The sequence below is a fragment of the Sorangium sp. So ce381 genome (assembly GCF_051473845.1).
Lineage (GTDB): Bacteria > Myxococcota_A > Polyangia > Polyangiales > Polyangiaceae > Sorangium > Sorangium atrum.
The window spans coordinates 9,095,342-9,120,350 of sequence record NZ_CP150336.1; the positions used below are offsets into that span (position 1 = coordinate 9,095,342).

18 protein-coding genes are annotated in these 25,009 nt (G+C 71.0%); 8 read left to right on the top strand and 10 right to left on the bottom strand.

The genetic code is table 11. The features are described 5' to 3' along the window. Positions 1 to 292 precede the first annotated feature (292 nt). The 5 genes from preA to WMF29_RS34045 all read right to left on the bottom strand — a co-directional run bounded on the left by preA (position 293) and on the right by WMF29_RS34045 (position 7,063). Positions 293 to 1,681, bottom strand: coding sequence for an NAD-dependent dihydropyrimidine dehydrogenase subunit PreA (gene preA, locus WMF29_RS34025; RefSeq protein ID WP_437324271.1), 1,389 nt, complete (start codon positions 1,679 to 1,681; stop codon positions 293 to 295). A gap of 3 nt (positions 1,682 to 1,684) precedes the next feature. After that, a complete protein-coding gene (locus WMF29_RS34030; protein ID WP_437324272.1) occupies positions 1,685 to 3,103 on the bottom strand; it encodes an FAD-dependent oxidoreductase in 1,419 nt (472 codons plus the stop codon). Positions 3,104 to 3,139: 36 nt separating this feature from the next. Continuing rightward, entirely contained in the window at positions 3,140 to 4,543 is a 1,404-nt protein-coding gene (gene hydA, locus WMF29_RS34035) for a dihydropyrimidinase (protein ID WP_437324273.1), read from the bottom strand. A 199-nt stretch (positions 4,544 to 4,742) separates the two neighbouring features. Beyond that, a complete protein-coding gene (locus WMF29_RS34040) occupies positions 4,743 to 5,615 on the bottom strand; it encodes a nitrilase-related carbon-nitrogen hydrolase (RefSeq protein ID WP_437324274.1) in 873 nt (290 codons plus the stop codon). After that, entirely contained in the window at positions 5,615 to 7,063 is a 1,449-nt protein-coding gene (locus WMF29_RS34045) for a CoA-acylating methylmalonate-semialdehyde dehydrogenase (protein WP_437324275.1), read from the bottom strand. Before WMF29_RS34045 ends, WMF29_RS34040 begins: the two co-directional genes overlap by 1 nt. A gap of 652 nt (positions 7,064 to 7,715) precedes the next feature. Here WMF29_RS34045 and WMF29_RS34050 point away from each other — a divergent pair. Together WMF29_RS34050 and WMF29_RS34055 are read left to right on the top strand one after the other, a co-directional pair. Then, on the top strand, positions 7,716 to 8,144 hold the full coding sequence (locus WMF29_RS34050) for a hypothetical protein (RefSeq protein ID WP_437324276.1): 429 nt from the start codon (positions 7,716 to 7,718) through the stop codon (positions 8,142 to 8,144). Between the two features lie 73 nt (positions 8,145 to 8,217). Then, complete coding sequence (locus WMF29_RS34055; protein ID WP_437324277.1) at positions 8,218 to 10,524, top strand: Rv1355c family protein; 2,307 nt, start codon at positions 8,218 to 8,220, stop codon at positions 10,522 to 10,524. A gap of 75 nt (positions 10,525 to 10,599) precedes the next feature. Here the strand turns inward: WMF29_RS34055 and WMF29_RS34060 are convergent, their stop codons facing one another. Then, on the bottom strand, positions 10,600 to 10,980 hold the full coding sequence (locus WMF29_RS34060; protein WP_272095325.1) for an STAS/SEC14 domain-containing protein: 381 nt from the start codon (positions 10,978 to 10,980) through the stop codon (positions 10,600 to 10,602). 64 nt (positions 10,981 to 11,044) lie between these two features. After that, on the bottom strand, positions 11,045 to 13,186 hold the full coding sequence (locus tag WMF29_RS34065) for a hypothetical protein (RefSeq protein ID WP_437324278.1): 2,142 nt from the start codon (positions 13,184 to 13,186) through the stop codon (positions 11,045 to 11,047). A 419-nt stretch (positions 13,187 to 13,605) separates the two neighbouring features. Here WMF29_RS34065 and WMF29_RS34070 point away from each other — a divergent pair, with 419 nt between their 5' ends. Beyond that, entirely contained in the window at positions 13,606 to 14,400 is a 795-nt protein-coding gene (locus WMF29_RS34070; RefSeq protein ID WP_437324279.1) for a TerC family protein, read from the top strand. Positions 14,401 to 14,569: 169 nt separating this feature from the next. Continuing rightward, entirely contained in the window at positions 14,570 to 15,037 is a 468-nt protein-coding gene (locus WMF29_RS34075) for a response regulator (RefSeq protein WP_437324280.1), read from the top strand. Between the two features lie 121 nt (positions 15,038 to 15,158). Here WMF29_RS34075 and WMF29_RS34080 read toward each other — a convergent pair whose 3' ends face one another. From WMF29_RS34080 to WMF29_RS34090, 3 genes are all read right to left on the bottom strand, one after another. Beyond that, complete coding sequence (locus tag WMF29_RS34080) at positions 15,159 to 17,297, bottom strand: S9 family peptidase (RefSeq protein ID WP_437324281.1); 2,139 nt, start codon at positions 17,295 to 17,297, stop codon at positions 15,159 to 15,161. Positions 17,298 to 17,462: 165 nt separating this feature from the next. Then, on the bottom strand, positions 17,463 to 18,221 hold the full coding sequence (locus WMF29_RS34085) for a ferritin-like domain-containing protein (RefSeq protein ID WP_437324282.1): 759 nt from the start codon (positions 18,219 to 18,221) through the stop codon (positions 17,463 to 17,465). After that, entirely contained in the window at positions 18,218 to 19,417 is a 1,200-nt protein-coding gene (locus WMF29_RS34090; RefSeq protein WP_437324283.1) for a hypothetical protein, read from the bottom strand. The genes WMF29_RS34085 and WMF29_RS34090 overlap by 4 nt, the downstream gene beginning before the upstream one ends. 352 nt (positions 19,418 to 19,769) lie before the next feature. Here WMF29_RS34090 and WMF29_RS34095 point away from each other — a divergent pair, with 352 nt between their 5' ends. The 4 genes from WMF29_RS34095 to WMF29_RS34110 all read left to right on the top strand — a co-directional run bounded on the left by WMF29_RS34095 (position 19,770) and on the right by WMF29_RS34110 (position 24,933). Then, complete coding sequence (locus WMF29_RS34095) at positions 19,770 to 21,296, top strand: deoxyribodipyrimidine photolyase (protein WP_437324284.1); 1,527 nt, start codon at positions 19,770 to 19,772, stop codon at positions 21,294 to 21,296. Between the two features lie 201 nt (positions 21,297 to 21,497). Next, complete coding sequence (locus WMF29_RS34100) at positions 21,498 to 22,190, top strand: VTT domain-containing protein (protein WP_437324285.1); 693 nt, start codon at positions 21,498 to 21,500, stop codon at positions 22,188 to 22,190. 143 nt (positions 22,191 to 22,333) lie between these two features. Beyond that, entirely contained in the window at positions 22,334 to 23,923 is a 1,590-nt protein-coding gene (locus WMF29_RS34105) for a serine/threonine-protein kinase (protein ID WP_437324286.1), read from the top strand. A 59-nt stretch (positions 23,924 to 23,982) separates the two neighbouring features. Next, positions 23,983 to 24,933, top strand: a complete 951-nt coding sequence (locus WMF29_RS34110; RefSeq protein ID WP_437324287.1) for a tetratricopeptide repeat protein — start codon at positions 23,983 to 23,985, stop codon at positions 24,931 to 24,933. Positions 24,934 to 25,009: the final 76 nt, after the last annotated feature.

The following is a 25,009-nucleotide window of genomic DNA, read 5'->3' on the forward strand; positions in this document are numbered from 1 at the left end:
GCGCTGTACCGGGGCGCTTCGAGCCCGCTCCGCCGCGCGCGCGCCCGTTCGCGCCCCGGCGGACGACCGCCCGGCGCGCACGGCCGGCGGAGAGAGCACCTCCTCGTACGGCCGATGGCCGGCCAGGGGCCAGAGCGGGCCGCGAAGGCACCCTGGACCCCGCCTCGATCGGCGGAGAGCGCGCGGCGACGGCTGCGCTCCTCGTCCATCGCGGGGGCGCGGCGCATGAGCCGGCCCACACGCGCGCCGTCGCTATCGACGGCGCGGACAACGTGATCTTCGGCGGCTGCGCCTACGAGCTCCGCGCGCGGGCGGTCGACTCCAGCCCGCCGGGCACGAAGTCCGTCCCCTTCTGGACACGGTCGTTCCACGTCTCGGGGGGCTTGCCTGAAGGCACTTCCCGCATCGTGATGCACCCCGGCACCGGGCACACCAGCGCGCACAGATTGCAGCCGATGCACTCCTCCTCGTCGACGAACGGGACCCGCGACGGCGCCGCGTCCCCGCTCGGATCCGCCGTCACCGCGCGATCCGGGAGGACCTTCGGGAGATGGGTGTGGCCCGCCGCGCGCGCCTCCGCCTCCGTCCTCCCCGGCAGGTGGATGCACTGGTGCGCCCCGTCCATGCAGGCGACGTAACAGAGCTGGCACCCGATGCACTTGTCGGCGCTGATGTCCGCGACCACGCGGTACGACAGGTCGAGCTCGCCCCACTCCTGGACCTGCGGGATCGCCCTGCCGCGCAGCTCGTTCACCGAGCGCATCCCGTGATCGTCGAGCCAGTCGCTGAGCCCCTCGATCATCTCCTCGACGATGCGGTAGCCGTAGTGCATCACCGCCGTGCAGACCTGGACGCTCGTCGCGCCGAGCGCGATGAACTCGGCGGCGTCGCGGGAGTTCGAGATGCCGCCGATGCCCGAGATGGGCAGCCGGCCGACGCCGGGGTGGCGCGCCAGCTGGCTCAGGAGGTGGAGCGCGATCGGCTTGACCGCGGGCCCGCAATAGCCGCCGTTCGTCGACGCGCCGCCGACCCGCGGGAGCGGGACCATCCGCTCCAGATCGACGCCCATGAGCGATTTGACCGTGTTGATCAGCGAGACGCCGTGCGCCCCGGAGCGGAGCACGGCCTCGCCCGGCTCCAGGATGTCGCCGACGTTCGGCGTGAGCTTCACGATGACCGGCGTCGTCGCGAACTCGACGGCCCAGCGCGCGATCTCCTGGAGGACCGCCGGCTCGTTGCCGACGGCCGAGCCCATGCCGCGCTCGCACATCCCGTGCGGGCAGCCGAAGTTGAGCTCGAGCCCGTCCGCGCCCGTGTCCTCGGCCTTGCGGATGATCTCGCGCCACTCGTCCTTCGTCTCGACCATCAGCGAGGCGATGAGCGCGTGGTTCGGGTAGCGCCGCTTGATCTCGCGCATCTCCTTGAGGTTCACGTCGAGCGGGCGATCGGTGATGAGCTCGACGTTGTTGAGCCCCATGAGCCGCGTGTTGCCGTAGTCGATGCCGCCGAACCGGCTCGACACGTTGACGATGGGGTTCCCGAGCGTCTTCCAGACCGCGCCGCCCCAGCCGGCGTCGAAGGCGCGCCGGACCTGATCTCCTGTGTTGGTCGGCGGCGCCGAGGCGAGCCAGAACGGGTTCGGGCTCTTGATCCCGGCGAAGTCGATAGAGAGGTCGGCCATCGCTCAGCTCCCTTGCGGTGAGGGCCCGGGCGCCGCGCCGCCCGCCCGCGTCGTCATCGTCATCATCGCTTCGTGCATCGCGCGCGCGGCGATCTTCGCCTCGGCGACCGCGTTGACGACCTCCTTGCCGCCGTTCACGCAGTCGCCGCCGCTGTAGACCCTCGGGTTGCCCGTGCGGTGCGTCGCCGGGTCGACCACCACGCGCCCCCTCGCGTCGAGCACCACCCCCTCGAACGCGAGCGCCACCTGCGTCGCCCGGCTCTGCCCGATCGCGACCGCGACGAGGTCGGCGGGCAGGAGCTCCTCTTCGGCCGGCCCCGGCGCGGGGCCCCGCGCGCCGGTGTCGGCGGGCGCATCGGCGGGCGCGATCCGCAGCGCGACGACCTTGCCGCCCTCGCGCACCACCTCGACCGGCACCCGGTTCTCGACGAGGCGCGCGCCGGCGACCCGCGCGCCCTCGAGCTCGTGCGCGTAGCCCGACATCTCGGCCTCGGAGCGGCGGTACACGACGGCCACGTCGACCCCGAGCAGCGCGAGCTCGTGGGCGACGTCGAGCGCCGTGTTGCCGCCGCCGATCACGACCGCGCGCCGCACGCCCGCGAGGTCGAGGCCCGGATCGGCCTTGAGCCGCTCGATGAACGCGGTCGCGCCCACCACGCCGTCGCCGTCCTCCCCGCGGAGGGCGAGGCGCGCGTCGGCGCCCAGGCCGAGCCCCAGGAAGACCGCGTCGTGCTCCGCGAGCAGGTCGCGCGCGGAGACCTCGCCCGGCCCGGCCGCCTGCGCGACGACCGAGACGCCGGCGCGGAGCTCGACGTCCCCGAGCGACAGGACCCACTCGAGCTCGCGGAGCGCCTCGTGCCCCTTCATCTTGTACGGCGCAATCCCGAGCGTGTTCAGGCCGCCCGGGATCGCCTTCCGCTCGAAGATCACGGCGCGGTGCCCCTCGAGGGCGAGGTAGCCCGCCGCGGCGATCGACGCGGGCCCCGCGCCCACGAGCGCGACGCTCTTGCCGGTGGGCGGCTTCGCCCGGAAGATCCCCGGATCGCGCGCGAGGGCCGACTCGACCGCGTACCGCTGGAGGCGGCCGATCGCGATCGGCTCGCGCCCCCACGCGTTGTAGACGCAGTCGCCCGCGCAGAGCACCTCGACGGGGCAGGCCTGCCCGCACGACTGGCCAAGCAGGTTGGCCGTGAGGATGGTGCGGGCCGCGCCCTTCACCTGGCCGGCCGCGATCTTCCGGATGAACGTCGGGATATCGATCGCCGTCGGGCACGCCTTGACGCAGGGCGCGTCGACGCAATAGAGACACCGGTTCGCCTCGGCGATCGCCTCGGCATCGGTGTAGCGCGGGCTCTTGTCCTCGAATCGCTCTTCGATCCGACCGGACGGGAGGGCTGAGAGGCGTATCGGGGCTCGGGTCATGCTGGTGCTCGCGCGGCTCCTCTCGGTGAGTGGTGACTAGAAGGCCTGGGCTCCCTGGGTCGGGCCGAGCCGGCGCGGGAGGTAGCGCCCGGCGCCCCGCTCCACGTCGAGCTTGCCGTCCGCGCACTGGACCCGGCCGTTCACGATGACGTGCGTCGGCTTCCCCTTCACCTCGAAGCCCTCGAAGATGCTCCTGTCGCACCGGTGATGATGGGTCTTCGCGGAGATCGTGCTCGTCCCCTTCGGGTCGAAGACCACGAGATCCGCGTCGCCGCCCGGCACGATCGAGCCTTTGCGCGGGTACAGCCCGAAGATCTTGGCCGGCTGCGTCGAGAAGAGATCGACGAAGCGGTGGACGTCGATCCGCCCCTCGAGCACCCCGTAGGTCCAGAGGAGGGCGAGGCGGTTCTCGATGCCGGCGGCGCCGTTCGGGATCCGCGAGAAATCGTCCTTGCCCATGTCCTTCTGGCCGACCTGGTTGAAGGGACAGTGGTCGGTGGCCACGGTCTGGATGAGCCCCGACGAGAGCGCGGCCCACAGCGCGTCCTGGTGGCCCTTCGGCCGGATCGGCGGGCTCATCACGTAGGCCGCCCCCTCGAAGCCGGGCTTCTCGTACACCGAGTCGTCGAGCAGGAGGTACTGCGGGCACGTCTCGGCCATGACCACCTGGCCCCGGCTCCGCGCCTCGGCGACCGCGGCGAGCGCCTCCTTGCAGGTGAGGTGGACGATGTAGATCGGCTCGCCGATCATCCGGGCGAGCATGATCGCGCGCCCCGTCGCCTCGCCCTCGATCGGCGCGGGGCGGCTCTGCGCGTGGTACCGCGGGTGGGTCTTGCCCTCCTTCAGGAGCTTCTTCTGGAGCGCGACGACCGCGTCGCCGTGCTCGGCGTGGACGGTCACGAGCGCGCCGAGGCCCTTGGCGGCCTCCATCACCTGGATGAGCTCCGGATCGTCGACGCCGATGGCCCCGCGGTAGGCCATGAAGGTCTTGAACGACGGGATGCCGTGCTCGCGCGTGCAGACGGCCATCTCGTCGAGGGTGTCGTCGCCGAACCAGGTGACGGCCATGTGGAAGGCGTAATCGGAGACCGCCTTCTTCGCCTTCTCGTTCCACATCGCGAGCCCGTCCAGCAGCGCTTGCCCTCGGGCCGGGATCACGAAATCGATGATCGAGGTCGTGCCCCCGGCGACGCCCGCCGCGGTGCCGGTCTCGAAATCATCGGAGCTCTCGGTCCCCATGAACGGCAGCTCCATGTGCACGTGGGCGTCGACCCCGCCGGGGAAGATGAGCTGCCCCGAGGCGTCGATCACGGTGTCCCCCGCGCGCTCCTTCGACAGCCCCGCGCCGACCGCGGCGATCTTCCCATCCTCGCAGTAGACGTCGCCGATGAACCGGTCGCTCGCTGTGATGATCTCGCCGTTCTTGATCAGGATGCCCATCTTGCTCCTCCGCGGGTGAGCGCCGGGCGGCGGGTCCCCTCCGGGGGGCGGCGCCGCCATGGCGAGGGAAACGCCGGGGGAGAGGGCCGGCCGCGACCAGCGCCCCGGCGCTGCTGGTGTCTTCGCGGTGGACTTCGCATCGATCGTCGCGCGTCGCGCTCGTTGACTGACCTCGCCGTCCTCCCGCCGCCCCGGGCCCTCAGGGCAGCTGTTCCGTGAGCTCGCCGTACGTCTCGGGCCGGCGATCGCGGTAGAACTGCCACGTCCTCCGCACCTCCTCGATCAGGTCGAGGTTCATCTCGGCGACGACGAGCTCGTCCTTGTCCTCGCTCCCCGTCGCGAGGAAGCTGCCCCTCGGGTCGCAGAAGTAGCTCGTCCCGTAGAACTTGCCGATGTTCCACGGCGCCTCGGTGCCGACGCGGTTCGAGGCGGCGATGAAGTAGCCGTTGGCCACGGCGTGCGCGGGCTGCTCGAGCTTCCAGAGGTACTGGGAGAGCCCGGCGACCGTCGCCGAGGGGTTCCACACGATCTCGGCGCCGTTCAGGCCGAGCAGCCGCGCCCCCTCCGGGAAGTGGCGATCATAGCAGATGTAGACGCCGATCCGCGCATACCGCGTCTGGAACGTGGGATACCCGAGGTTCCCCGGCTTGAAGAAGAACTTCTCCCAGAACCCGTTCGTGTGCGGGATGTGCGTCTTCCGGTACTTGCCGAGGTACGTGCCGTCGGCGTCGACCACGGCGGCCGTGTTGTAGTAGACGCCCGCCATCTCCCGCTCATAGATCGGGATGATCATCACCATCTTGTACTTCTTGGCATACGCCGCGAGCCGCTCGACCGTCGGGCCGGGGACGGGCTCGGCCACATCGCACCATTTCGCGTCCTGCGAAGGACAGAAGTAAGGTGTGTTGAAGACCTCCTGCAAACAGAGGATCTGCACACCCCTCTTCCCCGCCTCGTCGATGAACGGCAGGTGCTTCTCGAACATCGCGTCCCGGATGGCCATGACGGAGGCGCCGTCGTCGCCGATCGGGGTGGAGCACTGGATCAGCCCGCCAAGTACATTCCTTGCCATCAGAACCACCTCGTGATGACGATCTTGCGCTCCGTGTAGAAGTCGATGGCCGTCGGGCCGTGCGCCTTCAGATCGCCGAAGAAGCTGCCCTTCTGGCCGCCGAAGGGGAAGAAGGCCATGGGCGCCGCGACGCCGATGTTCACGCCGACCATCCCGGCGCCCACGCGGTGCTGGAACTCGCGCGCCGCGCGGCCGCTCGACGTGTAGATCGACGCCGCATTGCCGTACTCGCTCCGGTTCGCGATCGCGATCGCCTCGTCGAGGTCGTTCGCGCGCATCAGGCACGCGACCGGCCCGAAGATCTCCTCGGTCGCGATCACCATCCCTGGCCGCACGTCGTCGAAGACCGTGGGCCCCACCCAGTTGCCGTCCGGATACCCCTCGACCCTGGCGTCCCGGCCGTCGAGGAGGAGCGTCGCCCCCTCCGCCACGCCCTGGTTGATGTACGAGAGCACCCGGTCCCTGTGCGCCGCCGAGATCACCGGGCCCATGGTCACGCCCGGCTTCGACCCGTCGCCCAGCACGATCCCCTTCGCGTGGCGCACGAGCCCGTCGCGCACGGCCTCATAGGTGTCGCCGACGCACACGACGACGCTGCCGGCCAGGCATCGCTGGCCGGAGCAGCCGTAGATGGACTCGGCCACGTTGGCGACCGTCATCTGCCGCTCGGCGTCCGGCATCACGACGAGGAAGTTCTTCGCCCCGCCGAGCGCCTGGACCCGCTTGCCCGCCTCCGCGGCGCTCTTGTACACGTGGCGCGCGACCGCCGACGAGCCGACGAACGACACGCCCGCGATGTCCCTGTGCGCGCAGAAGGCGTTCACGACGTCGCGGCCGCCGTGGACCAGGTTCACCACCCCGGGCGGCAGCCCGGCCTGCTCGATCAGCTCGAAGATGCGCTGCTGCGAGAGCGGGACCTGCTCCGACGGCTTGAGCACGAACGTGTTCCCCGTCGCGATCGCGTACGGCAAGAACCAGAGCGGCACCATCGGGGGGAAATTGAACGGCGTGATCGCCGCGAAGACGCCGAGCGGCTGGCGGATCGTGTGGCAGTCGATCCGGGACGCGACGTCCTCGAGGCCCTGCCCCATCAGGAGGGCCGGGATGCCGGCGGCGTGCTCGACGTTCTCGATGCCGCGACCGAAATCGTTCCGGGCCTCGGACAGCGTCTTGCCGTGCTCGGAGGTGCAGATCGCCGCGATCTCGTCGCGGTGGGCGTCGAAGATCTCGCGCAGCTTGAAGAGGTAGCGCGCCCGCTGCACCGGCGGCGTCGCGCTCCATGCGGGGAACGCCGCCTGCGCGGCCTTCACCGCCGCGTCGACGTCGGCCGCCGTCGAGAGGGGGACCTCCGCAAGAGATTCCGCGGTCGCCGGGTTCTTCACCTCGAGGCGCGTCGTCCCCGAAGCTCGAGACCAGGCTCCGCCGACGAAGTTTTCCAGCACACGCATCGTGAAAAACCTTTCCCCCCGGCGAGGTCGTCACTCGGCATCCCCGACCGACAGGCCGGGCGCCGCCCCTGGCTGCTGGGCATCACAGCCCACCGATCGAGCGCTACATGCGGTGGGGGCCATCCGTCAAGCCTCGGTGCGACGCGGCGCGCACCGCGCCCGCCTGCGGAAGATCCCCAGCGCACATCCCGTAGTATAGACCACAGCGCAGCTGACGGCCCACCGTGCAACTGCCCAGCAGGACGTCATGAAATACTTTGGAAATAACTCGGGTATGCCCTGGGTGGGCGGCGCGAACGACGCGAACGAGAGGACCATGCCGCTCGAGCGACTCCATCCGCCTCGACGCCCCACGTCGAGCCGGCCCGGCGCGGCTCCTCCCTGGCCGCGCGCGGCGCGTCGCGCGCGGCCAGGGCGTCACGCGCGGGCAGGGAAGAGTCGCGCCGAAGCACGGCGCGGCACCTCGACCGGAGCACCGCATCGAAAGTCTCTCGTGGTCGTTGCCCCGTCGATCGAACCGTCCTAGGTGCACCCCATGGACCTCGCGGATCCTTGCCCGGTGGCCAGGCGCACGACTATCCCAGGGGATGGCTGTGCACGCTGGCGGCTCGGCGGTGCGCAGACGTAAGATCGGTGCGCGCTCGGTGAGACGATGACCAGACCCAGCATGCTGTTCGACACGACGGAGCACGTGCTCATCGCCGTCCACGGCAGGGAACCGCCGAGCGACGAGGAATGGGAATCGTATATGGTGGCGGCGGGCAGCCTGCCGCCCACCTGCACGAAGACTCTCGTGGTGACCGCCGGGGGGGGACCCAACGCGAAGCAGCGGGCATCCATCAACGACTACGTCAGCAAGACCGCGCTCACCGTGGCGATCTGCACGGACGCGCTCCTCGTCAGGCAGATCGGGACTGCGCTCAGCTGGTTCAACCCGCGGGTCAAGGCGTTCCGGGGCAACGACGTCGTGGCCGCGCTGCGCTATCTGGAGATCACCGGGCCTGAGGCCGCCCTGGTGCAACACAAGGTCACGAAGATGAGACTCGAGATCGAGGGCCGGCCGTCCCGCGCGCCGCGCTGACCCGGGGGCCGCCGGGGAGATCGGGGCGACGCGCGGGGCGCGGGGGTGGTAGGACAGGGACCGGACCACCGCGATGAACACGACCCGCTGGCAGCAGCTCATCTCCCTCCGAGAGGCGCGAGAGGCCCCGAACGGCGCGTGGCGGCCCCGCTTCTTCCGCCCGGCGCGCGAGGACGACGCGGAGGAGCTCGGCCGCTTGCTCCACGACGACGCCCGGATCGAGATCTTCGACACGATCGACCGGCAGCTCGCCGATCTCGTGAAGACCCGCCACCCCCGGGAGCGCCTCGGTGAGCGGGACATCGCGCGGCTCGTGGGAGAGCGCCTGAACGGCGTCCCAATCGAGGCCTATGGAGTCTGGGTCTATTATCCGTGGTCGCACCGCCTCGTGCACCTGCTCGATGAGGCGGAGTTCGTCGAGCTGCGGACCGACCGGAACAAGCACAAGATCAGCGGCGAGGAGCAGGCGGCGCTCGCCCGGCGGCGCGTGGGCGTCGTCGGCCTCTCCGTGGGGCAGTCCGTGGCGATGACCATCGCGCTCGAGCGGGGCGCCGGCGAGCTGCGCCTCGCGGACTTCGACCACCTCGATCTCTCGAACCTGAACCGGATCCGGACCGGCGCGCACAACCTCGATCTGCCGAAGGTCGTCGCCACGGCGCGCGAGATCGCCGAGCTCGACCCGTTCCTCGACGTGAAGTGCTTCCCCGAGGGGGTCACGGCGGACAATATCGATCGCTTCCTGCTCGACGGGGGCAAGCTCGATGTCCTCGTGGACGAGTGCGACAGCCTCGATATCAAGCTCCTGCTCCGCGCGAACGCGCGCGCCCACCGCATACCGGTCGTGATGGAGACGAGCGACCGGGGGCTCATCGACGTCGAGCGCTTCGATCTGGAGGGCGATCGGCCGATCCTCCATGGGCTCGTCGGCGATCTCACGCCCGAGCGCCTCCGCGGCCTGTCGACCGAGGACAAGGTGCCTTATGTCATGCAGATCATCGGGCAAGACGCGATCTCGCTCCGGCTCCGCGCGTCGCTCATCGAGGTGCAGCAATCGGTGAGCACATGGCCTCAGCTCGGGTCGGCGGTCGTCCACGGCGGGGCGGCCGCCGCGGACACGGCGCGCAGGATCGCCCTCGGCGAGCCGGTGCGGTCGGGCCGGTACTATGTCGACCTGGAGCAGCTCATCGGCGGCCCCGAGGGGGAGCCTGCCGCCGCGGACGCGCCGCGCGCGCCGGGCCCTGCCCTCGCCGCGGCGGCGGGCCCGCTCCCGGCCGCCGAGGCGGGCGCCGTCGAGCTCGACCCGGCGCGGCTGCGGCGGCTCGTCGCGGCGGGCGTCGCGGCGCCCTCGGGCGGCAACTGCCAGCCCTGGCTCTGGGTCCACGAGGGCCGTCGCCTCGGGCTGTTCCACGACCGCGCGCGCTCCGAGTCGCTCGCCGACTTCCAGGGCGCAGGCGGCGTGGTCGCGCTCGGCGCGGCCGCCGAGAACGTCGTCCTCGCCGCGCACCGCGAGGGGCTCAGCGTGCGCGTCTCGCCGTTCCCGCGCGAGGGCGACGAGGACCTGGCCGCGACGTTCGCGTTCTTCGGCGCGCCGCCCCCCGGCGCCGAGGAGCACCTGATGGACGGCCTCGCGGACGCCATCGGGATCCGGCACACGAACCGGCGCCCCGGCCAGCGGGCGCCGCTCGCGGACGAGCACCGCGCCGCCCTCCGCGCCGCGGTCGAGTCCGTCCCCGGGGCGCGCCTCGCGCTGCTCGAGGCGCCGGCGGAGCTCGACGAGATCGGCGCCCTCATCGGCGCCGGGGATCGGCTCCGGATGCTCGCGAGGCAGACCCACGCCGACATGATGAGGGAGGTCCGCTGGACCGAGGCGGAGGCCGAGGCGCGCCGGGACGGGCTGTTCGTCGGCACGCTCGAGCTCTCGCCGACCGATCTCGCGGGGTTCAAGATCTGCCGGGATTACCGCGCCCTGGAGCTCGTGCGGCGCTGGGGCGGCGGCCGGGGGCTGGAGAGGATGGCGCAGAAGGCGATCCGCTGCGCGACGGCCGTCGGGCTGATCACCCTGCCGCGCGCCCGGCTCACCGACTATTTCCAGGGCGGCAGGGCGGTCGAGCGCGCGTGGCTCACCGCGGCGCAGCTGGGCATCGCGGTCTACCCGATGACGACGCTGCCTTACCTGTTCGCGCGGCTGATCCGGGGCCGCGGCGAGGGGCTCGACGCGGAGACCGCGGAGGCCGCGACCGGGCTCCGGGAGCGCTATCTCCGGCTGTTCGACGTCACCGACGCGACGGCGGAGGTCCTGCTCTTCCGCCTGTCGCTCGCGGGCCCCGTATCGGCGCGCTCCCTCCGCCGCCCCCTCGACGACGTGCTCGTCGTGCGCTGACCCGGCAGCGCGGGCTGCCCGCGCCGCTCCGCGGCGGCCTGCGCGGAGCCGCGGCGGCCCGCGCGGCGCCGGCCCTCACGGCGTCGGGCGATCGCCGAGGAGCCAGCTGCGCGCGGCCCCCTCGTCCTTGAAGACCCGCACGAGCTGCGCGGTCCCCGCCTCACGGGCGATCCGGCTCGCCTGCAGCGCCGCGAGATCGCTTTGCACGAGCTCGGCGGCCCTGATCACCCCCATCGCGGTCGAGGTCGCCGCGATGTCGCGGAGGAGCTCCGTCGCCTCCTCGGAGGCGATGGAAAAGCCTCGAAAGTCCACGAGGACGCGAATCCTCCGGCCGTAGAGCGAGCCAAGGGCCTTCTTGTACTCCGCGGCGTACGCTTGCGCCTCCTCCGTGCGCACGACGCCCTGCAACGTGACCTCGATGAGAGCGTTGATGAGGTCGATCTTGAGCTGGTACATGCCGCCTCACCTGGAGAAACGAGACCAAGAGACCATAGCGTCCCGCCGCCGCCGATCCAGGCCGTTATCGCAGCTTCGGCTCCGTGAGCCGGTAGACGTGCTCCACGAACTCCGGGACGAGCTCCCTGGCGACGAGCCACAGCCGTCCTTCGCCGAGGTCGAGCAAGCCGGCTGGCCCCTCGTACGTCAGCTTGCCGCGCTCACCGAAGTAGATGAACGACTTCCTGTCATGGGCGCGGAACCAGCCGCACGCCGCGTCGAGCAGCGGGCCGAGCGCGGCGTCTCCGCCGGGGTGCATCGGGAAGATGCGCACCGAGTCGAGGAGGCGGAAGAGGTTCGTGCCGAGCTCGCCGAGCTCGAGGACCGCGACGGCCAGCGGCTCGCCGTGCTGGCGCGCCACGAGGAGCGCGCGCTCCCGCTCCAGGCCCGCGCTGCGCCAGCGCTCGACGCAGGGCCCCATCCCGAGCCTTCCTGGCACGAGATCGAGCGCCTCGGCGTACATGCGCGGCGACGTCGCGCACACGAGGCCGAGCAGCGCCGCCTGCTCCCCGGGGGTCGGCTCGCCGATCTCGATCTGCCCGCCGGCCACGTGCGGAGCGCGCGGCGCGGCGCGCGCGTCCACCCCCATCAGGCGGAAAGGCAGCGACAGCACGTGGCCCGTCTCCTGGCGCGCGCGGGCGAACTCGAACAGCGATCGCTCGTTCCACGCGACGTGCGCCTCCGCGTAGGCGATGATCCAGCGGCACTCCGGGTCGGCCATCGCGTGCTCGAAGCAGCGAGTGAACATGTCGCGGAGCACCTGCCGTGAGCTCAGGTTCGACGCGGACTTTGGCCGCTTCGCGAGCTGATGAATCATCCACGTGCTGTGGTATGGCTTCATGATCGAGAAATTGCCCTCGATCCCGTGCTCGGACAGACACGCCACGTTGTACAGGAGGTGCGGCACCGCCGCGGCCTTCTGCGCCATGGTCAGGAAGCTCGGCTTGATGGCCTCGAAGTGCTCTGGCCGCCGCCCGGAGAGGTTGAAATAGCCGGACGAGTCGAAGAGATCCCAGAGCTCCGCCTGCCACGCGGTCCCCCCGTAGGTCGTCGCGTGCAGGATGCGGGACACGAGCCTGAGCCAGCGCCGCTCGTCCTCGCGCCGCGCGGCGGTCACGTGCACGCTGCAGAGCTGGGTGTCCGAGCCCTCCACGGCCGACACCGACCGCACCTCGCCCCGCAGGTGGACGACCCCGTCGTCGCCGTCGGGGAGCTCCAGCGAGAGCTTGAGCCTGGGGAGCAGCGGCGGGTGCCCCCTCGTCAGCGCCATCCGCAGGCCCGCGAAGGACACGTCGACCACCTCGGCCTCGATCGGCGGGATGTGGAGCCACTGGGGGTGCAGGAAGCGCGCGGTGAGGTCGGCCTCGACGCCCCGCTGCTGCAGGCTCTTGCGGAGGCGCTCCACGCGCGCCGGCAGCGCGGAGACGAGCTCGCCCGGGCGCACCTCGTCGGCGCGGACGTTGAAGCGAAAGACGGAGTTCTGCCCGGCGATCTCGACCGCGGCGTCCTCGCTCCAGCCCTTGATGCCGAACCACGTGACCGTCCCGGCCCCCACCTCGCCGAGCATCACGCAGAGGGGCGGCGCGCTCTCGGCGGAGCGGCGGACGACGCCCTTCCTCCGCAGCAGGAAGCCGAGGATGTTGCGCACCCTCCTGGGGTCGTCGATGATCTCGCGCACTTGCCCCGCGTCCGTGGCCGAGGGCCTGAACAGGCTCGCCGCGGCCGCCTTGGCCACGCCCTCATCGACGAGGGCGCGCAGCACGTCGTGGATCTGCCCCGCCGCGCGCGAGGGGGTCGCGTCCTGGAACGACAGCCCGATGAGCGGCCCCCGCAGGCCCATCGACTGGAGCACCAGCACGGCGGAGAGCGGACCGATCTCGACGTCGCGGGCGTACAGGCGCGCCCGGACGGCGCTGCCGAAAGGGAACGAGGTCCGATAGTCGGGCTCGATCCAGGCGCCCATCGAGCCGAGCAGGACGACCGGGTAGCTCGGATCCCGCCCCTCGATGCGCAGCCGGACCGCGCCGCCGTCCAGCCAGCACGCCTCCGGCACCCCGATCGCCGGATCGCCCCCGAGGAGCGCCCGATCCAGCGGCGCTCCATCGGCGCTGCCGCCGGCGGTCCAGCGCGCGTCCTGCCCGAAGCCGACCTTCGGAATCACGGTCACGCGGTCGCCCCCTCTGCCGTGATGCCACGCGCTCCAGAGGAGGAACAGGCAACGATGCTGCTTCGCCGACGTGGCGAGGAAGCACGACGCCGTTCGGCGAGCTCGCCAACACCCCGCAGGAGCTCACCTGGAAGCCGGGAAGGAGGCAGATCCACTTGCGCGTACTTCCATATCCTCTGTACCGGATGTCAACATCCCGCGTCAAGCGCCGCCCGTGCCGCGCGCCGACGTGCATCGCCGTCGTCGACGGCGCCACGTACCACGTACCACGTACCTTTGCGTTCACGCGTCCGTCGTAATCGCGGTCGCCCCGCGCCCTGAACACGGGAGCAAGATCGCGATGGATCCACGGGAGAGCGGGGCGATGGTCCGGACGCGGCAGGCGGTCACGGCTGTCCGTGCTACAAAGCGCCACCCCGATGCCCGACTTGAGCGCCTTTCTGCACGCCGACGGCTGGATCACGCTGGCGACCCTCAGCGCGCTGGAGATCGTGCTTGGGATCGACAACATCGTCTTCCTCTCCATCATGACGGCGAAGCTGCCGCGGGAGCAACAGCCGCTCGCCCGCCGCATCGGCCTCCTGCTCGCCCTCGGGATGCGGCTGCTCCTCCTGCTCGCGATCTCGTGGGTGATGGGACTCAAGGCCACCCTGTTCAGCCTGCTCGGACAGGACTTCAGCGGGCGTGATCTGATCCTGCTCGGCGGCGGTGTGTTCTTGATTGGCAAGGCGACCCACGAGATGTTCGACAAACTCGAGGTCGACGATCCCAAGGAGGAGCAGCCGAAGGCGAAGGGGTCGTTCGTCTCCGTCATCACGCAGATCGTGCTGCTCGACATCGTCTTTTCGCTCGACTCGGTCATCACCGCCGTCGGCATGGCGCAGCACATCTCGATCATGATGGTGGCCATGTTCATCGCGGTGGGCGTGATGCTCGTCTTCGCCGGGAGCATCGGCGCGTTCATCCAGCGCCACCCGAGCATGAAGATCCTCGCGCTGAGCTTCCTGCTCCTCATCGGCGTGGTGCTGGTGGCCGACGGCATGGGCCAGCACATCAGCAAGGGGTATATCTACTTCGCGATGGCCTTCTCGCTCGGCGTCGAGCTCATCAACATGCGCCTCCGGGCGCGCCAGCGGCCCGTCCAGCTGCGCACGAAGATGGGGAGCTCTCCAGACCTCTCGCCCGCGCCCGAGCAGGCTCCTCCGGGGAGCTGAGGCCACGCGGGGATCTCCGCGGAAGAGCCGGAGAGGCGGCGGAGACCGGGGCTCTTGGAGCGAGCACCGGGAGAGCCTGTAAACAATTCGCACAGAGGTGGTCTCCGAGGGTAGACGGCGAGAGCGGCCGGTCCCAGAAGTGACACCGGGGTTCTCCACCGAGGTGAGTGTGAGCGACGAGCGAGACGACCAAGGAGACTCAGAGCGGGGAAAGCGGCGGCGCATCGTCGTCGTCGACGACGACGACGCGATCGTCGAGACGCTGGCGGAGGTGCTGCTGGCCGAAGGGTACGAGGTCGAGGGGTACACCGACCCCCTCGAGGCCCTGGAGCGGCTGCGCTCCCAGGCGCCGCCCGACGCCATCGTCATCGACTGCGTGATGCCGTTCCTGGACGGGCCGCGCCTCATCGAGACGCTCGCGGCCGAGGGGAGAGCGGCGCCCGTCGTGCTCGTGACCGCGCTGAGCGATCCCGGCTTCTGCATCGATCCGAACCACCCGGACGCGACGAGGATCATCAACAAGCCGTTCGACCTGGATCAGCTGCTGGAGACGCTCGACGACCTCACGAGCGCGCCCCCGGTGAGCGCGCCAGAGGCGCGGCGGCGCGCGCGGACCGCGTCGACGCAGCGGACGTAGCGGCGTCGGACGCGCGCGTCATGCGCAGGCGCGCCGTGGTCGGGGCGCGCCTGCGCACGAGACCGGCGCGGCGCCCCGCTCAGGGGCCGCCGCGCCTGCGCGCCGTGGTCGCGCGGAGCGGTCAGGGCCGGGGGAGCGCCGCGGAGAGCCCGTGGACGGCCTCGGCGCCCACGGGGACGGTGACGCTCGACCCCTTGAAGTCGCCGCCGACCGGCTCGTAGGAGCCGTCGAGGCACTGCGCGAGGAACGTCTCCGCGATCGCGTTGAACGACATGGAGTTCTCCGGGCGGGCGAAGCCGTGTCCCTCGTCGGGGTACAGCACGTACGTGACCGGGATCCCCTTGCTCGTCATCGCCTTGACGATCTGATCGCTCTCGGCCTGCTTCACGCGCGGATCGTTGGCGCCCTGGCCGATGAGGAGGGGCCGCTTGATCTGGTCGGCGCGGTAGAGCGGCGAGCGCGTGCGCAGGAGATCGCGGCCGTCCTCTGTGCGGGGGTCGCCGACCCGCTTCGCGAAGAGCTCGAGCATCGGCGCCCAGTAGGGCGGGATGGACTGGAGAAGGGTCACGAGGTTCGACGGGCCGACGATGTCGACGCCGCAGGCGAAGGTCTCCGGCGTGAAGGTCAGGCCGACGAGCGTCGCGTAGCCGCCGTAGCTGCCGCCCATGATCGCCACGCGGGCCCTGTCGGCGATGCCCTGCGCGACGGACCAGTCCACCGCGTCGAGCAGGTCGTTGTGCATCTTGCCCGCCCACTCGAGGTCGCCCGCGTTGACGAACTTCTTCCCGAAGCCCGTCGATCCCCGGAAGTTGACGCTCAGCACGGCGTAGCCGCGGTTCGCGAGCCACTGGTGCATCGGATCGAGGCGGAAGGAGCTGCGCGCCCAGGGGCCGCCGTGGACGAGGAGCACCATCGAGAGCGGCCTGTCCGGCTTGCCGTCGCCGTCGGGGTCGGCGCCGCGCGGCAGCGACAGGTAGCTCACGAGCTCGAGGCCGTCGCGCGCCTTGATGACCACGGGCCGCAGCTTCACGAGCGGCTGCGACTCGAGCGCGGCGCGGTTCGTGAAAAGGAACGTCGCCTTCTTCGCGTCACGATCGTAGAGGTAGTATCGGACCGGGCCGTCCGAGACCGTGTATCCGACGGTCCAGCGCTTGTCGTCGAGCGACCGGCTCAGCACGTCGAGCTCGCCGTCGGCGACCGCGCGGAGGGCGTCGAGATCCGGCTGGATGCTCTTGTCGAGCACCTGCCAGCGCTTGCGCTCGCGCTCGGAGGCCGCCGCCTGGACCTTGCCCGTCTTCGGGTGGACGATCACGTCGCTGACGTCGGCCTTCGCGTCCTCGGCGAGCACCGCGGGCTTCGCGTTCCGCAGATCGAGGGTGACGAGCGCGGAGGTGTCGCGGCCGCGGCTGTCGCGGAAATAGAGCGCCTTGTCGGCCGCGTCGAAGCCGATCGCCTCGCTCGTCACGGCGTCCTCGGGCCCGAACGCGACGAAGGGCTTCGACTCCTTGCCCGTGAGGTCGAGGTACTCCTGGCCTCCGTCGCGCGTCATCCTCGACGCGAACCGCACCTTGAAGTCATGGTCGGTGACGAACCCCACGAACCCGTCGTTCTGCCGCACGAGCTTGCGCTCGCCGGTGCGCACGTCGACGCGGTAGAGGTCGTGGACCTTCTTGTCCCGATCGTTCATGCCGATCAGGATCTCGTTCGGGATCTTGGGGCTCATCCCCTCGAACATCGCGGAGATGCCGTCGAAGGGGGTGAGATCCTTGATCTGCCCGGTCTTGAGCTCGACGGCGTAGATGTGCCAGTTCTCGTCGCCGGCCTTGTCCTGGCGATAGAGGACGTAGTCGTTCGCGTAAGGGAACAGGAAGGTGCGCACCCCGCGGCTCTGCTCCTTCGTGACAGGCTTGGCCGACGCGGGCGCCTGGGCCGGGCCGACCCACACGTTGAGCACGCCGTCGGAGGGGGCGAGGAACCCGAGCCGCTGGCCGTCCGGGCTGATCTGGGGGGACATGCGATCCGGGTTGCCGAAGAGCATGCGCCGGGGCATGAGCGTCGCGTCGGCGCGCGGCCCGGCCTTCGTCGGCGCGGCCGGGGCGGCGGCCGCCGGGGCCGCGGCCGTCGGGGCAGCGGGCGCAGCCGGGGCCGGCGCTGCGGCCTGTCGGGGAGGCGGTGGCGCGGACGCCGGAGCGCCGCCGCAGGCAAGCGGCGCGACCAAGGGCAGCAGGAACAGGGATCGGAGCTTCTGGGGCAAGTCCATGGGTTCACCCGGGGCGCGGAGCCGCCGGCGGCACCCCGCATGCGCCGGGCCCGCGCGCCGAGCGTCATAACCGAGATCCCGGAGGCCGGTCTACGGCGCCGCGCGTAAGGCGCCTGCGATCCGCCCAGCTCGGATCGCCCGAGCCGGCGGTGTGCCAGCTCGGCGTCAGGCGGCTTGCTGCGGGGTCGTGCTGGTGGGCGCGCCGCGCGCGTCGAGCGCGAGCTTGCTCGACAGCCACGCTCGCACGCGCTCGAGGTGGAGCGCCTCGTGCTGCTCGGCCACGCGGAACTCGGCGGCCATCTCTTCCTGGCCGTAGGCGATCGCCAGGTCGATGAGCATCCGCCAGCCGTCGTTGTCCGTGAGCTCGGCGACGAGCAGCGCCTGCAGGCTCTGCCCGAGGTTGATCCTCGGCTCGACGGCGACCGCGAGGACGCCGGTCGACGCCAGGCCGATGACGTCGGCGCCGGGCGTCATCGCGGTCGGATCGGCCCCGAGCCGCTCGATCGCGCGCTTCAGCAGCGCGAAGTGCAGGAGCTCCTCGTCGCGGATCGCCTCGAGGTCAGCGCGCGTCGGGCCTCCCTCGAAGCTCCCCTCCGCGTCGTGCTTGGCGATCATCGCCTCGTAGAGGCGCGTGCCCGAGCGCTCGAACTGGAGGCGCTCGCCGAGCTTGTCGATGAGGAGCGCGGGGGGCCTGCCGTGGATGAGCTCTCCGGCTGCCTTGACGACCCCCTTGACGCTCGCCGGCGGCGGCACGCTCCCGACCGTGCCCGACTCCCTCGCGTACTCGCTCCTGACCGCCGCGGCGTCGGCCTCGCTCCCGGGGGAGCTCGGCGGGATCACCTGCGCAAACTCGATGAGCTCCTTGCTGTCGATGGGAGAGGTCGCGATGCCCGTGGTGTTGGTCCCCATCTTGATCTGTTTCATGGCGTCGCCTCCTTCTGTCCGTCGATCTTCTCGGCGCGCCGCGAGAGCTCGGTGCCCGGCGTGAACCGGTAGCCCGCGGCCACGATCTCGGAGGGGGAGCCGGCGGAGTTCATCTGCTGCCGGTAGGCGATCGTCGCGGCGCTCTCCGGGACGACCCTCGGATCGACGATGTCCTCGCCGACGGCGCGGAGGTGCACCTCCCTGGACAGCACGTCGCGCACGAACTGGCGGTGGCTCTCGTGGGAGATCGGGTCCGGGAGCGAGGCGGGGAGGATCTCGGCCGCGTCGCGCCCCTCGATCCGGTTGAGGTGGTCGATGGCCACGTGGAGCTGCCCGAGCTCGTAGTCGAGGAACCGCTCCCAGATCCGCTTCACGCGGGCGTTCTGCTCCTGCTGGAGGCAGCTCCAGTAGTTGTAGACCTCGGTGGCCTCATGGAGGACCCACTTCTCCAGCCAGGTCTCCTCGGGATCGATGATCGCCTCGTACTGCGTCACGTGCTGCTCCTCGATCGAGGCGATCTCGGCGTAGAGCAGCCGCGCCACCGGGTCCGTGAAGAACGGCCCGACGTTGACGTAGTAGTTGTGCGTCTGCTGCTCGGCCGCCATGATGGTGAGCGCGTTGAGCTTCGTGATCCCGCTCGCGGTCCGCCGGTCGTACGGCGCGCGCACGTCGTCCTCGGGGGCGCGGTGCTCGACCGCGGTCGGACGCCCCGGCGTCACGTCGGTGTACGATTGCAGGATGTTGTTCGCGTCCTTGCCTTCCAGGCGGTCCAGGAGCGCCGCGTAGCGATACAGGTGATCGTAGTCCTCGAGCATGCCGAAGCGATAGACCTGCGCGAGGTACGGATCAGGCTCGGCGAGCGCCACGTGGGCGGTGATCTCGATCGCGACCTGCTCGTATCCGATGGTGGTCTCCAGCGGCGACTGATCCGGCGGGTTGAGCCAGTTCACCAGCGTGGCCTGGTGGTGATCGACGCGCCGCACCTGGGCGAGCACGCGCCGCAGATCCCGGTTCATGCGCGCGAAGCTGTGCAGGAACCGCACGCTCTCGAGCTCGATGCCGTTCATCAGGATGACGCGCACGCGGGTGAACGCGTCGTCGTCGAGCTTGCTGAACGGCACCTGGACGAGATCACGCCAGTTGAACGACTGGCGGTCGAGCGGTGTCCCCCGCTCTCTCAGGAGATCAAGAGCCATGTTGCCCCTCCTCGCGCGTCGCGCTCGTACGCCGATGCGCCGATGCGCCGATGCGCCGATGAATGACCGCTGCGGCGGTACCTGAAGCCGGCGTCACCACGGCGCAAGCGCGGGCACATCCCGAGAGGCCGGGTCCGCGCGCCGGTCTCTCCCCCATGAATCCGCCAGACGCACGTGCGCGCTCGTGCCCGAGCTGTGCTAGAGCACCGCTCGATCCGAAGAGAGAGCAGAGCGCCGGGGCCGAGAGAGAGAACCTCGCTTCTCTGGCGTCCTTGGCGCCCTGGCGGTCTCGCCCCTCCGTCGCTCCGGCCCCGCGGCGGCGCGCCGGCGGGCCGATCGTGGAGGAGGTGTCGTGATCTCCAGCAGCGTCCCCGAGCTCCGGCTCCGCACCCGCAACGCGATGCCCGTCCGCGAGGACGGCGATTATGTCCTTTACTGGATGATCGCGAGTCGCCGGACACGGTACAATTTCGGTCTGGAGCGCGCGATCGCCTGGTCGATGGCGCTCGATCGACCGCTCGTCGTGCTGGAGGCGCTCCGGTGCGGCTACCGCTGGGCGAGCGACAGGATCCATCGCTTCGTGATCGACGGCATGGCCGACAACGCGCGCCGCCTCGCGGCGGCCGGCGTCGCGCATCACCCCTATGTCGAGCCGGCCGAGGGGGCCGGCAAGGGCCTGCTCGGCGCGCTCGCGGCGCGGGCGTGCGTGGTGGTGACGGACGACTACCCCTGCTTTTTTCTCCCGCGGATGGTCGCCTCGGCCGCGCGGCAGGCGCCGGTCCGCCTCGAGCAGGTGGACTCGAACGGCCTCTTGCCGATGCGCGCGGCCGATCGGGTGTTCACGACCGCGCGCTCGTTCCGCATCTTCTGGCAGCGGGTGATCGGCGAGCACCTCGGCGCGCAGCCGGCGGCCGATCCGCTGAAGCGGGCGAAGCTCCGGCCTGCGGCTCCCCTCCCCCGCGCGATCGCGCGCAGGTGGCCGGCGGCCTCACAGGCGCTCCTCGGGGGCGACCCTGCGGCGCTCTCCGCGCTCCCCATCGATCACACCGTCCCGCCGGCGCCCTGCCGGGGCGGACCGGAGGCGGCTGGCAAGGCGCTCGCGCGCTTCGTCGCGGAGCGGCTGCCGCGCTACCTGGAGGAGCGCGATCACCCCGACGCCGGCGCGACGAGCGGCCTGTCGCCGTACCTGCATTTCGGCCACCTCGCGGCGCACGAGGTCTTCACCGCCGTCGCCCGGCGCGAGGCCTTCCGCGTCGAACGGCTCGGCCTCCCCGGGGACGGCGTGAAGCGGCCGAGCGGCAGCCGCGAGGGGTTCTGGGGGATGAGCGCCTCTGCCGAGGCGTTCCTCGAGCAGCTCGTCACCTGGCGAGAGCTCGGCTTCAACGCCTTCGCGCTCGGGGCGAGCGAGGGAGACGGACCGCGCCCCTCGTGGAAGCGCGATCCGACCGATTACGCGTCTCTCCCGGACTGGGCGCTCGCGACGCTCGAGAAGCACGCGCGCGACAGGCGCCCGCGCGTCTACCCGCTCGAGGCGCTCGCGGCGGGGGCGACCTACGACCGGATCTGGAACGCGTCGCAGGTCGAGCTCCTCCGCGAGGGGCGAATCCACAATTACCTGCGGATGCTGTGGGGCAAGAAGATCCTGGAATGGTCGCGGACGCCGCGCGAGGCGCTCGAGATCATGATCGAGCTCAACGACCGCTATGCGCTCGACGGCCGCGACCCGAACTCGACCTCCGGCATCTTCTGGGTGCTCGGCCGCTACGATCGGGCCTGGGGCCCAGAGCGGGAGATCTTCGGGACGATACGTTACATGTCGTCAGAGAACACGGCCCGGAAGCTGCACCTCAAGGAGTACCTGGCGCGCTATGCGCGATAGCGCGCGCGGCCACTGACGGCGCGGGCGGAACGCGGGGGGCTCGCCCTCGGCGCTCGGGGAGGTGGAGCCGGGGAGCTCACCCGGGAGCGGCCCGGCAGGCCGTGAGCAGCGCGGGGCGCCTCGCCGCCGGCGGCTCCCACGCCGGACACTGGCGGCGCGCAGGCGGCCAGGGCGCACGCGGGGTTCGACGCGGCCGCCGAGGTGAGCTATCGAGCGGCCGTGGATCTCCTCCGTGAATTTTTCAGCAGGCTGAGGGAGCTCGAGTCGCTGCTCCAGTGGGGCGGCTACCCCGTCCTGATGATCATCATCTTTGCCGAGACGGGGTTGCTCATCGGGTTCTTCCTTCCCGGGGACTCGCTGCTCGTCACCGCCGGGGTGCTGGTCAACGCGGGGCTCATCAACCCGCTCGGTCTACCGAACTTCCAGAACCTGCTCCTGATGAACGTCACGCTGATGGCGATGGCGATCATCGGCGACGCGGTGGGCTTCACGATCGGGCGGCGCGCCGGCCCGAAGATCTTCACGCGCGAGCAGTCGCTCCTGTTCCGCAAGGATCACCTGATCGCGACGCAGAAGTTCTACGAGAAGCACGGCGGCAAGACGATCATCCTCGCGCGCTTCATGCCGTTCGCCCGGACGTTCGCGCCCGTCGTGGCGGGCGTGGGGCAGATGCAATACCGGCGCTTCGCGATGTTCAACGTGGTGGGCGGCGTGCTCTGGGTCTTCTCGATGACCTTCCTCGGCTACTTCCTTGGCAAGGTCTTCGACGCCAAGCAGATCGAGCGGGTCGTCTACCTGATCATCTTCGTCTCCGTGGCGCCGGTCCTCTTCGGGGCGATCAAGCACAGGCTCCAGCAGAAGAAGGACGCCGCGCGGATCGAGGCCAAACCGTAGGCGCTGTCCGACGGACGTCGCGAGCGGATCGCGTCGAGTACGTCATCGCGCGAGCCCTCCCGGGTCGTGCGCTCTCGAGAGCCCCAGGAGGCTGTCCGCCTCTTGTACTCGGCACCACCTCCCCGCTACGCTCTCCTCCCACCATGGCGCAGCAGCCCGCTGTCCCCTCCGGCGTCCCCGTTCCCGGCGACGTCCTCGCGGGCAAGTACCGCATCGAGCGCGTCCTCGGCGCAGGGGGCATGGGGGTCGTCCTGGCGGCCTGGGACGTCGTCCTGGAGCGCCGCGTCGCCGTCAAATTCCTCCTTCCCGAGGCCGCTGCGCTCCCCGACGCCGGCGCCCGCTTCCTCCGCGAGGCCCGCGCCGCCGCGGCGCTCGACGGACAGCACATCGCGCGTGTCCTCGACATGGGCGCGCTGAGCACCGGCGCCGCCTACATGGTGCTGGAGTACCTGACCGGCGACGATCTCGGCCACGTGCTCCAGACCCGCGGCCACCTCCCGCTCGCCGACGCCGCCGACTACCTGCTCCAGGCCTGCGAGGCGATCGCCGAGGCCCACGCGCGCGGCATCATCCACCGCGATCTCAAGCCGAAGAACCTCTTCCTCACCCGCCGCCCCGACGGGACTCCCCTCCTCAAGGTCCTCGACTTCGGCCTGTCGAAATTCATCGCCACGGGCGACTCCGTCAAGGAGGCGAGCCTGACCGCGACGGGCCTCATCATGGGCTCCATCCATTACATGTCGCCGGAGCAGATTCGCAGCTTGAAATACGCAGATGTCCGCACGGACATCTGGGCACTCGGCGTGATCCTGTATCGCATGCTCACCGGGCGGCACCCGTTCGAGGGAGACAGCATCACCGCGGTCACGGCGGCCATCATCATGGACACGCCCACCTCCATCCTCGCCCTGCGGCCGGACCTGCCGCCCGCCGTCGGGGAGCTCGTGAGCCGGTGCCTCGCGAAGGACCCGGGCGCCCGCGTCCAGAGCGTCGCGAAGATCGGCCGCGTGCTCGCGCCATTCGGGACGCAGCGCGGGCGGCTCTCGTTCGAGAGCATCGACCGGATCCTGCCGGAGCGTGCTTCCCGCGCCGGGTACCCGCCGGTGGGCGCTCCCCCCGCGGCCCCCGGCGCGCTCGGCATGTCCTCGCCCGCGTGGGGTAGAGCGCCCGGAGCGGCCGAGGCCGCGACGGCGCCCATGCCGCACCGCCCGGACATGCCGTCGTCGCCCGGGAGCGAGGTGGCGGGAGCAGCGCACGCGACGCTGCCGCACGCTTCCTGGGGCAACACGACGCGGACCCGGGGGCCGCGCAGCCGCGTGGCGCTGCTGGCGGGCGCCGCCGCCGCGCTCGTCCTGATGACCGGGTTCTTCCTTGCGTGGCGGCTGACGGCGAGCGTGTCCCCTGACAGCGACTCGCCGGTGGCCTCATCGAGCGCTGTGCCGGAGCGCGAGCCTGTGTCCCCCGGCGCGGCCGGCGCTGTGACGGCGACCCCCACCGTCGCCGCGATGGAGACCGCGAGCGCTGCGCTCGAGGCCAGCGCAGCGCCGGTCGCGAGCGCCTCCCCGGACGCCGGCGCGAAGGCAGCGGCATCTTCGACAGCGACGACCGCTTCGACAGCAGCGACACCGCCGGTGAAGGCGAGCGCGACCGCCGTGAGCACGACCAGACCGCCGTCGTCTTCACAGGTCAGGACGCAGAACAAGCCCGAGGATCCTTGGAAAAAATGGGACTGAGACGAACAAGAGGTACTCGCGCGCTGCGCTGCGCCGCCCTGTGCGCCGTCCTCTGCGCGATGAGCAGCCCGGCTTCCGCGCAGCCCAAGGATCCGAAGGCACAAGCACAGGATCTCTTCGAGCAGGGCCGCGCAGCGGTGGAAGCGCGAGACTGCGCGCGCGCGATTCCGCTCTTCCGCCGGAGCCAGGCGACCTATCCGTCGCGCGGCACGCTGCTCAACCTGGCCCAGTGTGAAGCGGACCTCGGGCGCGTGGCGAGCGCATGGCAGCACTTCAAGGAGCTGCTCACACAGCTGACACCGGGCGATCCCCGTCTGCCCATCACCGAGCAACGCATCCGGGAGCTGGAGCCGCGCCTGCCCAAGCTGGTCATCGAGCTCGCGGCGGGCGCACCGGCGCCGACGGAGCTGCTCCTCGACCAAGCGCCGCTGCCGCAGGCCAGCATCGGCGGCGAGCTCCCGCTCGACCCCGGGAACCATACCGTCGTCGCGCGATGGCCAGGCGGCCGGCAGACCGACGCGCCCGTGACCCTCGCGGAGGGTGCGCGCAACGTCGTGCGCCTCGAGCCGCCGCCGGCCGCCGCGCCGCCTCCGGTCCCCGTACCCGACGCGCCGCAGGCCCCCGCGATCTCCCCGGGCTCGCCCGCCATTTCCCCTCCCCCGTTGCCCCCTCCCTCGAGCTTCAGGCGCACCCTCGCTTTCACCATCGGCGGCGTCGGCGTCGCGGCCCTGGGCGGGAGCTTCATCACGGGCGGGCTCGCGCTCGGCACGAAGGGCGACCTCGAGAAGGAATGCCCAGATCCCTCGCGGTGCAGCGACGACGGCATGTCCCTCAGCTCGCGGGGCCAGACGCTCACCACCACGAGCACCGTGCTCGGCGCCGTCGGCCTCGCCGGGATCGGCGCTGGCTTGGTGCTCCTCCTGACGGCGCCGGAGGAGCGCAGCTCGGTCGCCCTCGCGCCCGCGATCCTGCCGGGCGGTGGCGGCGCGCTGCTGCGCAGCCGCTTCTGAGGGCCCGGAGCGGCGCGGCGGGCGGCGCCAATTCCACAATCATCAACAATTACGTACACTTGACAGCATCTCAAAA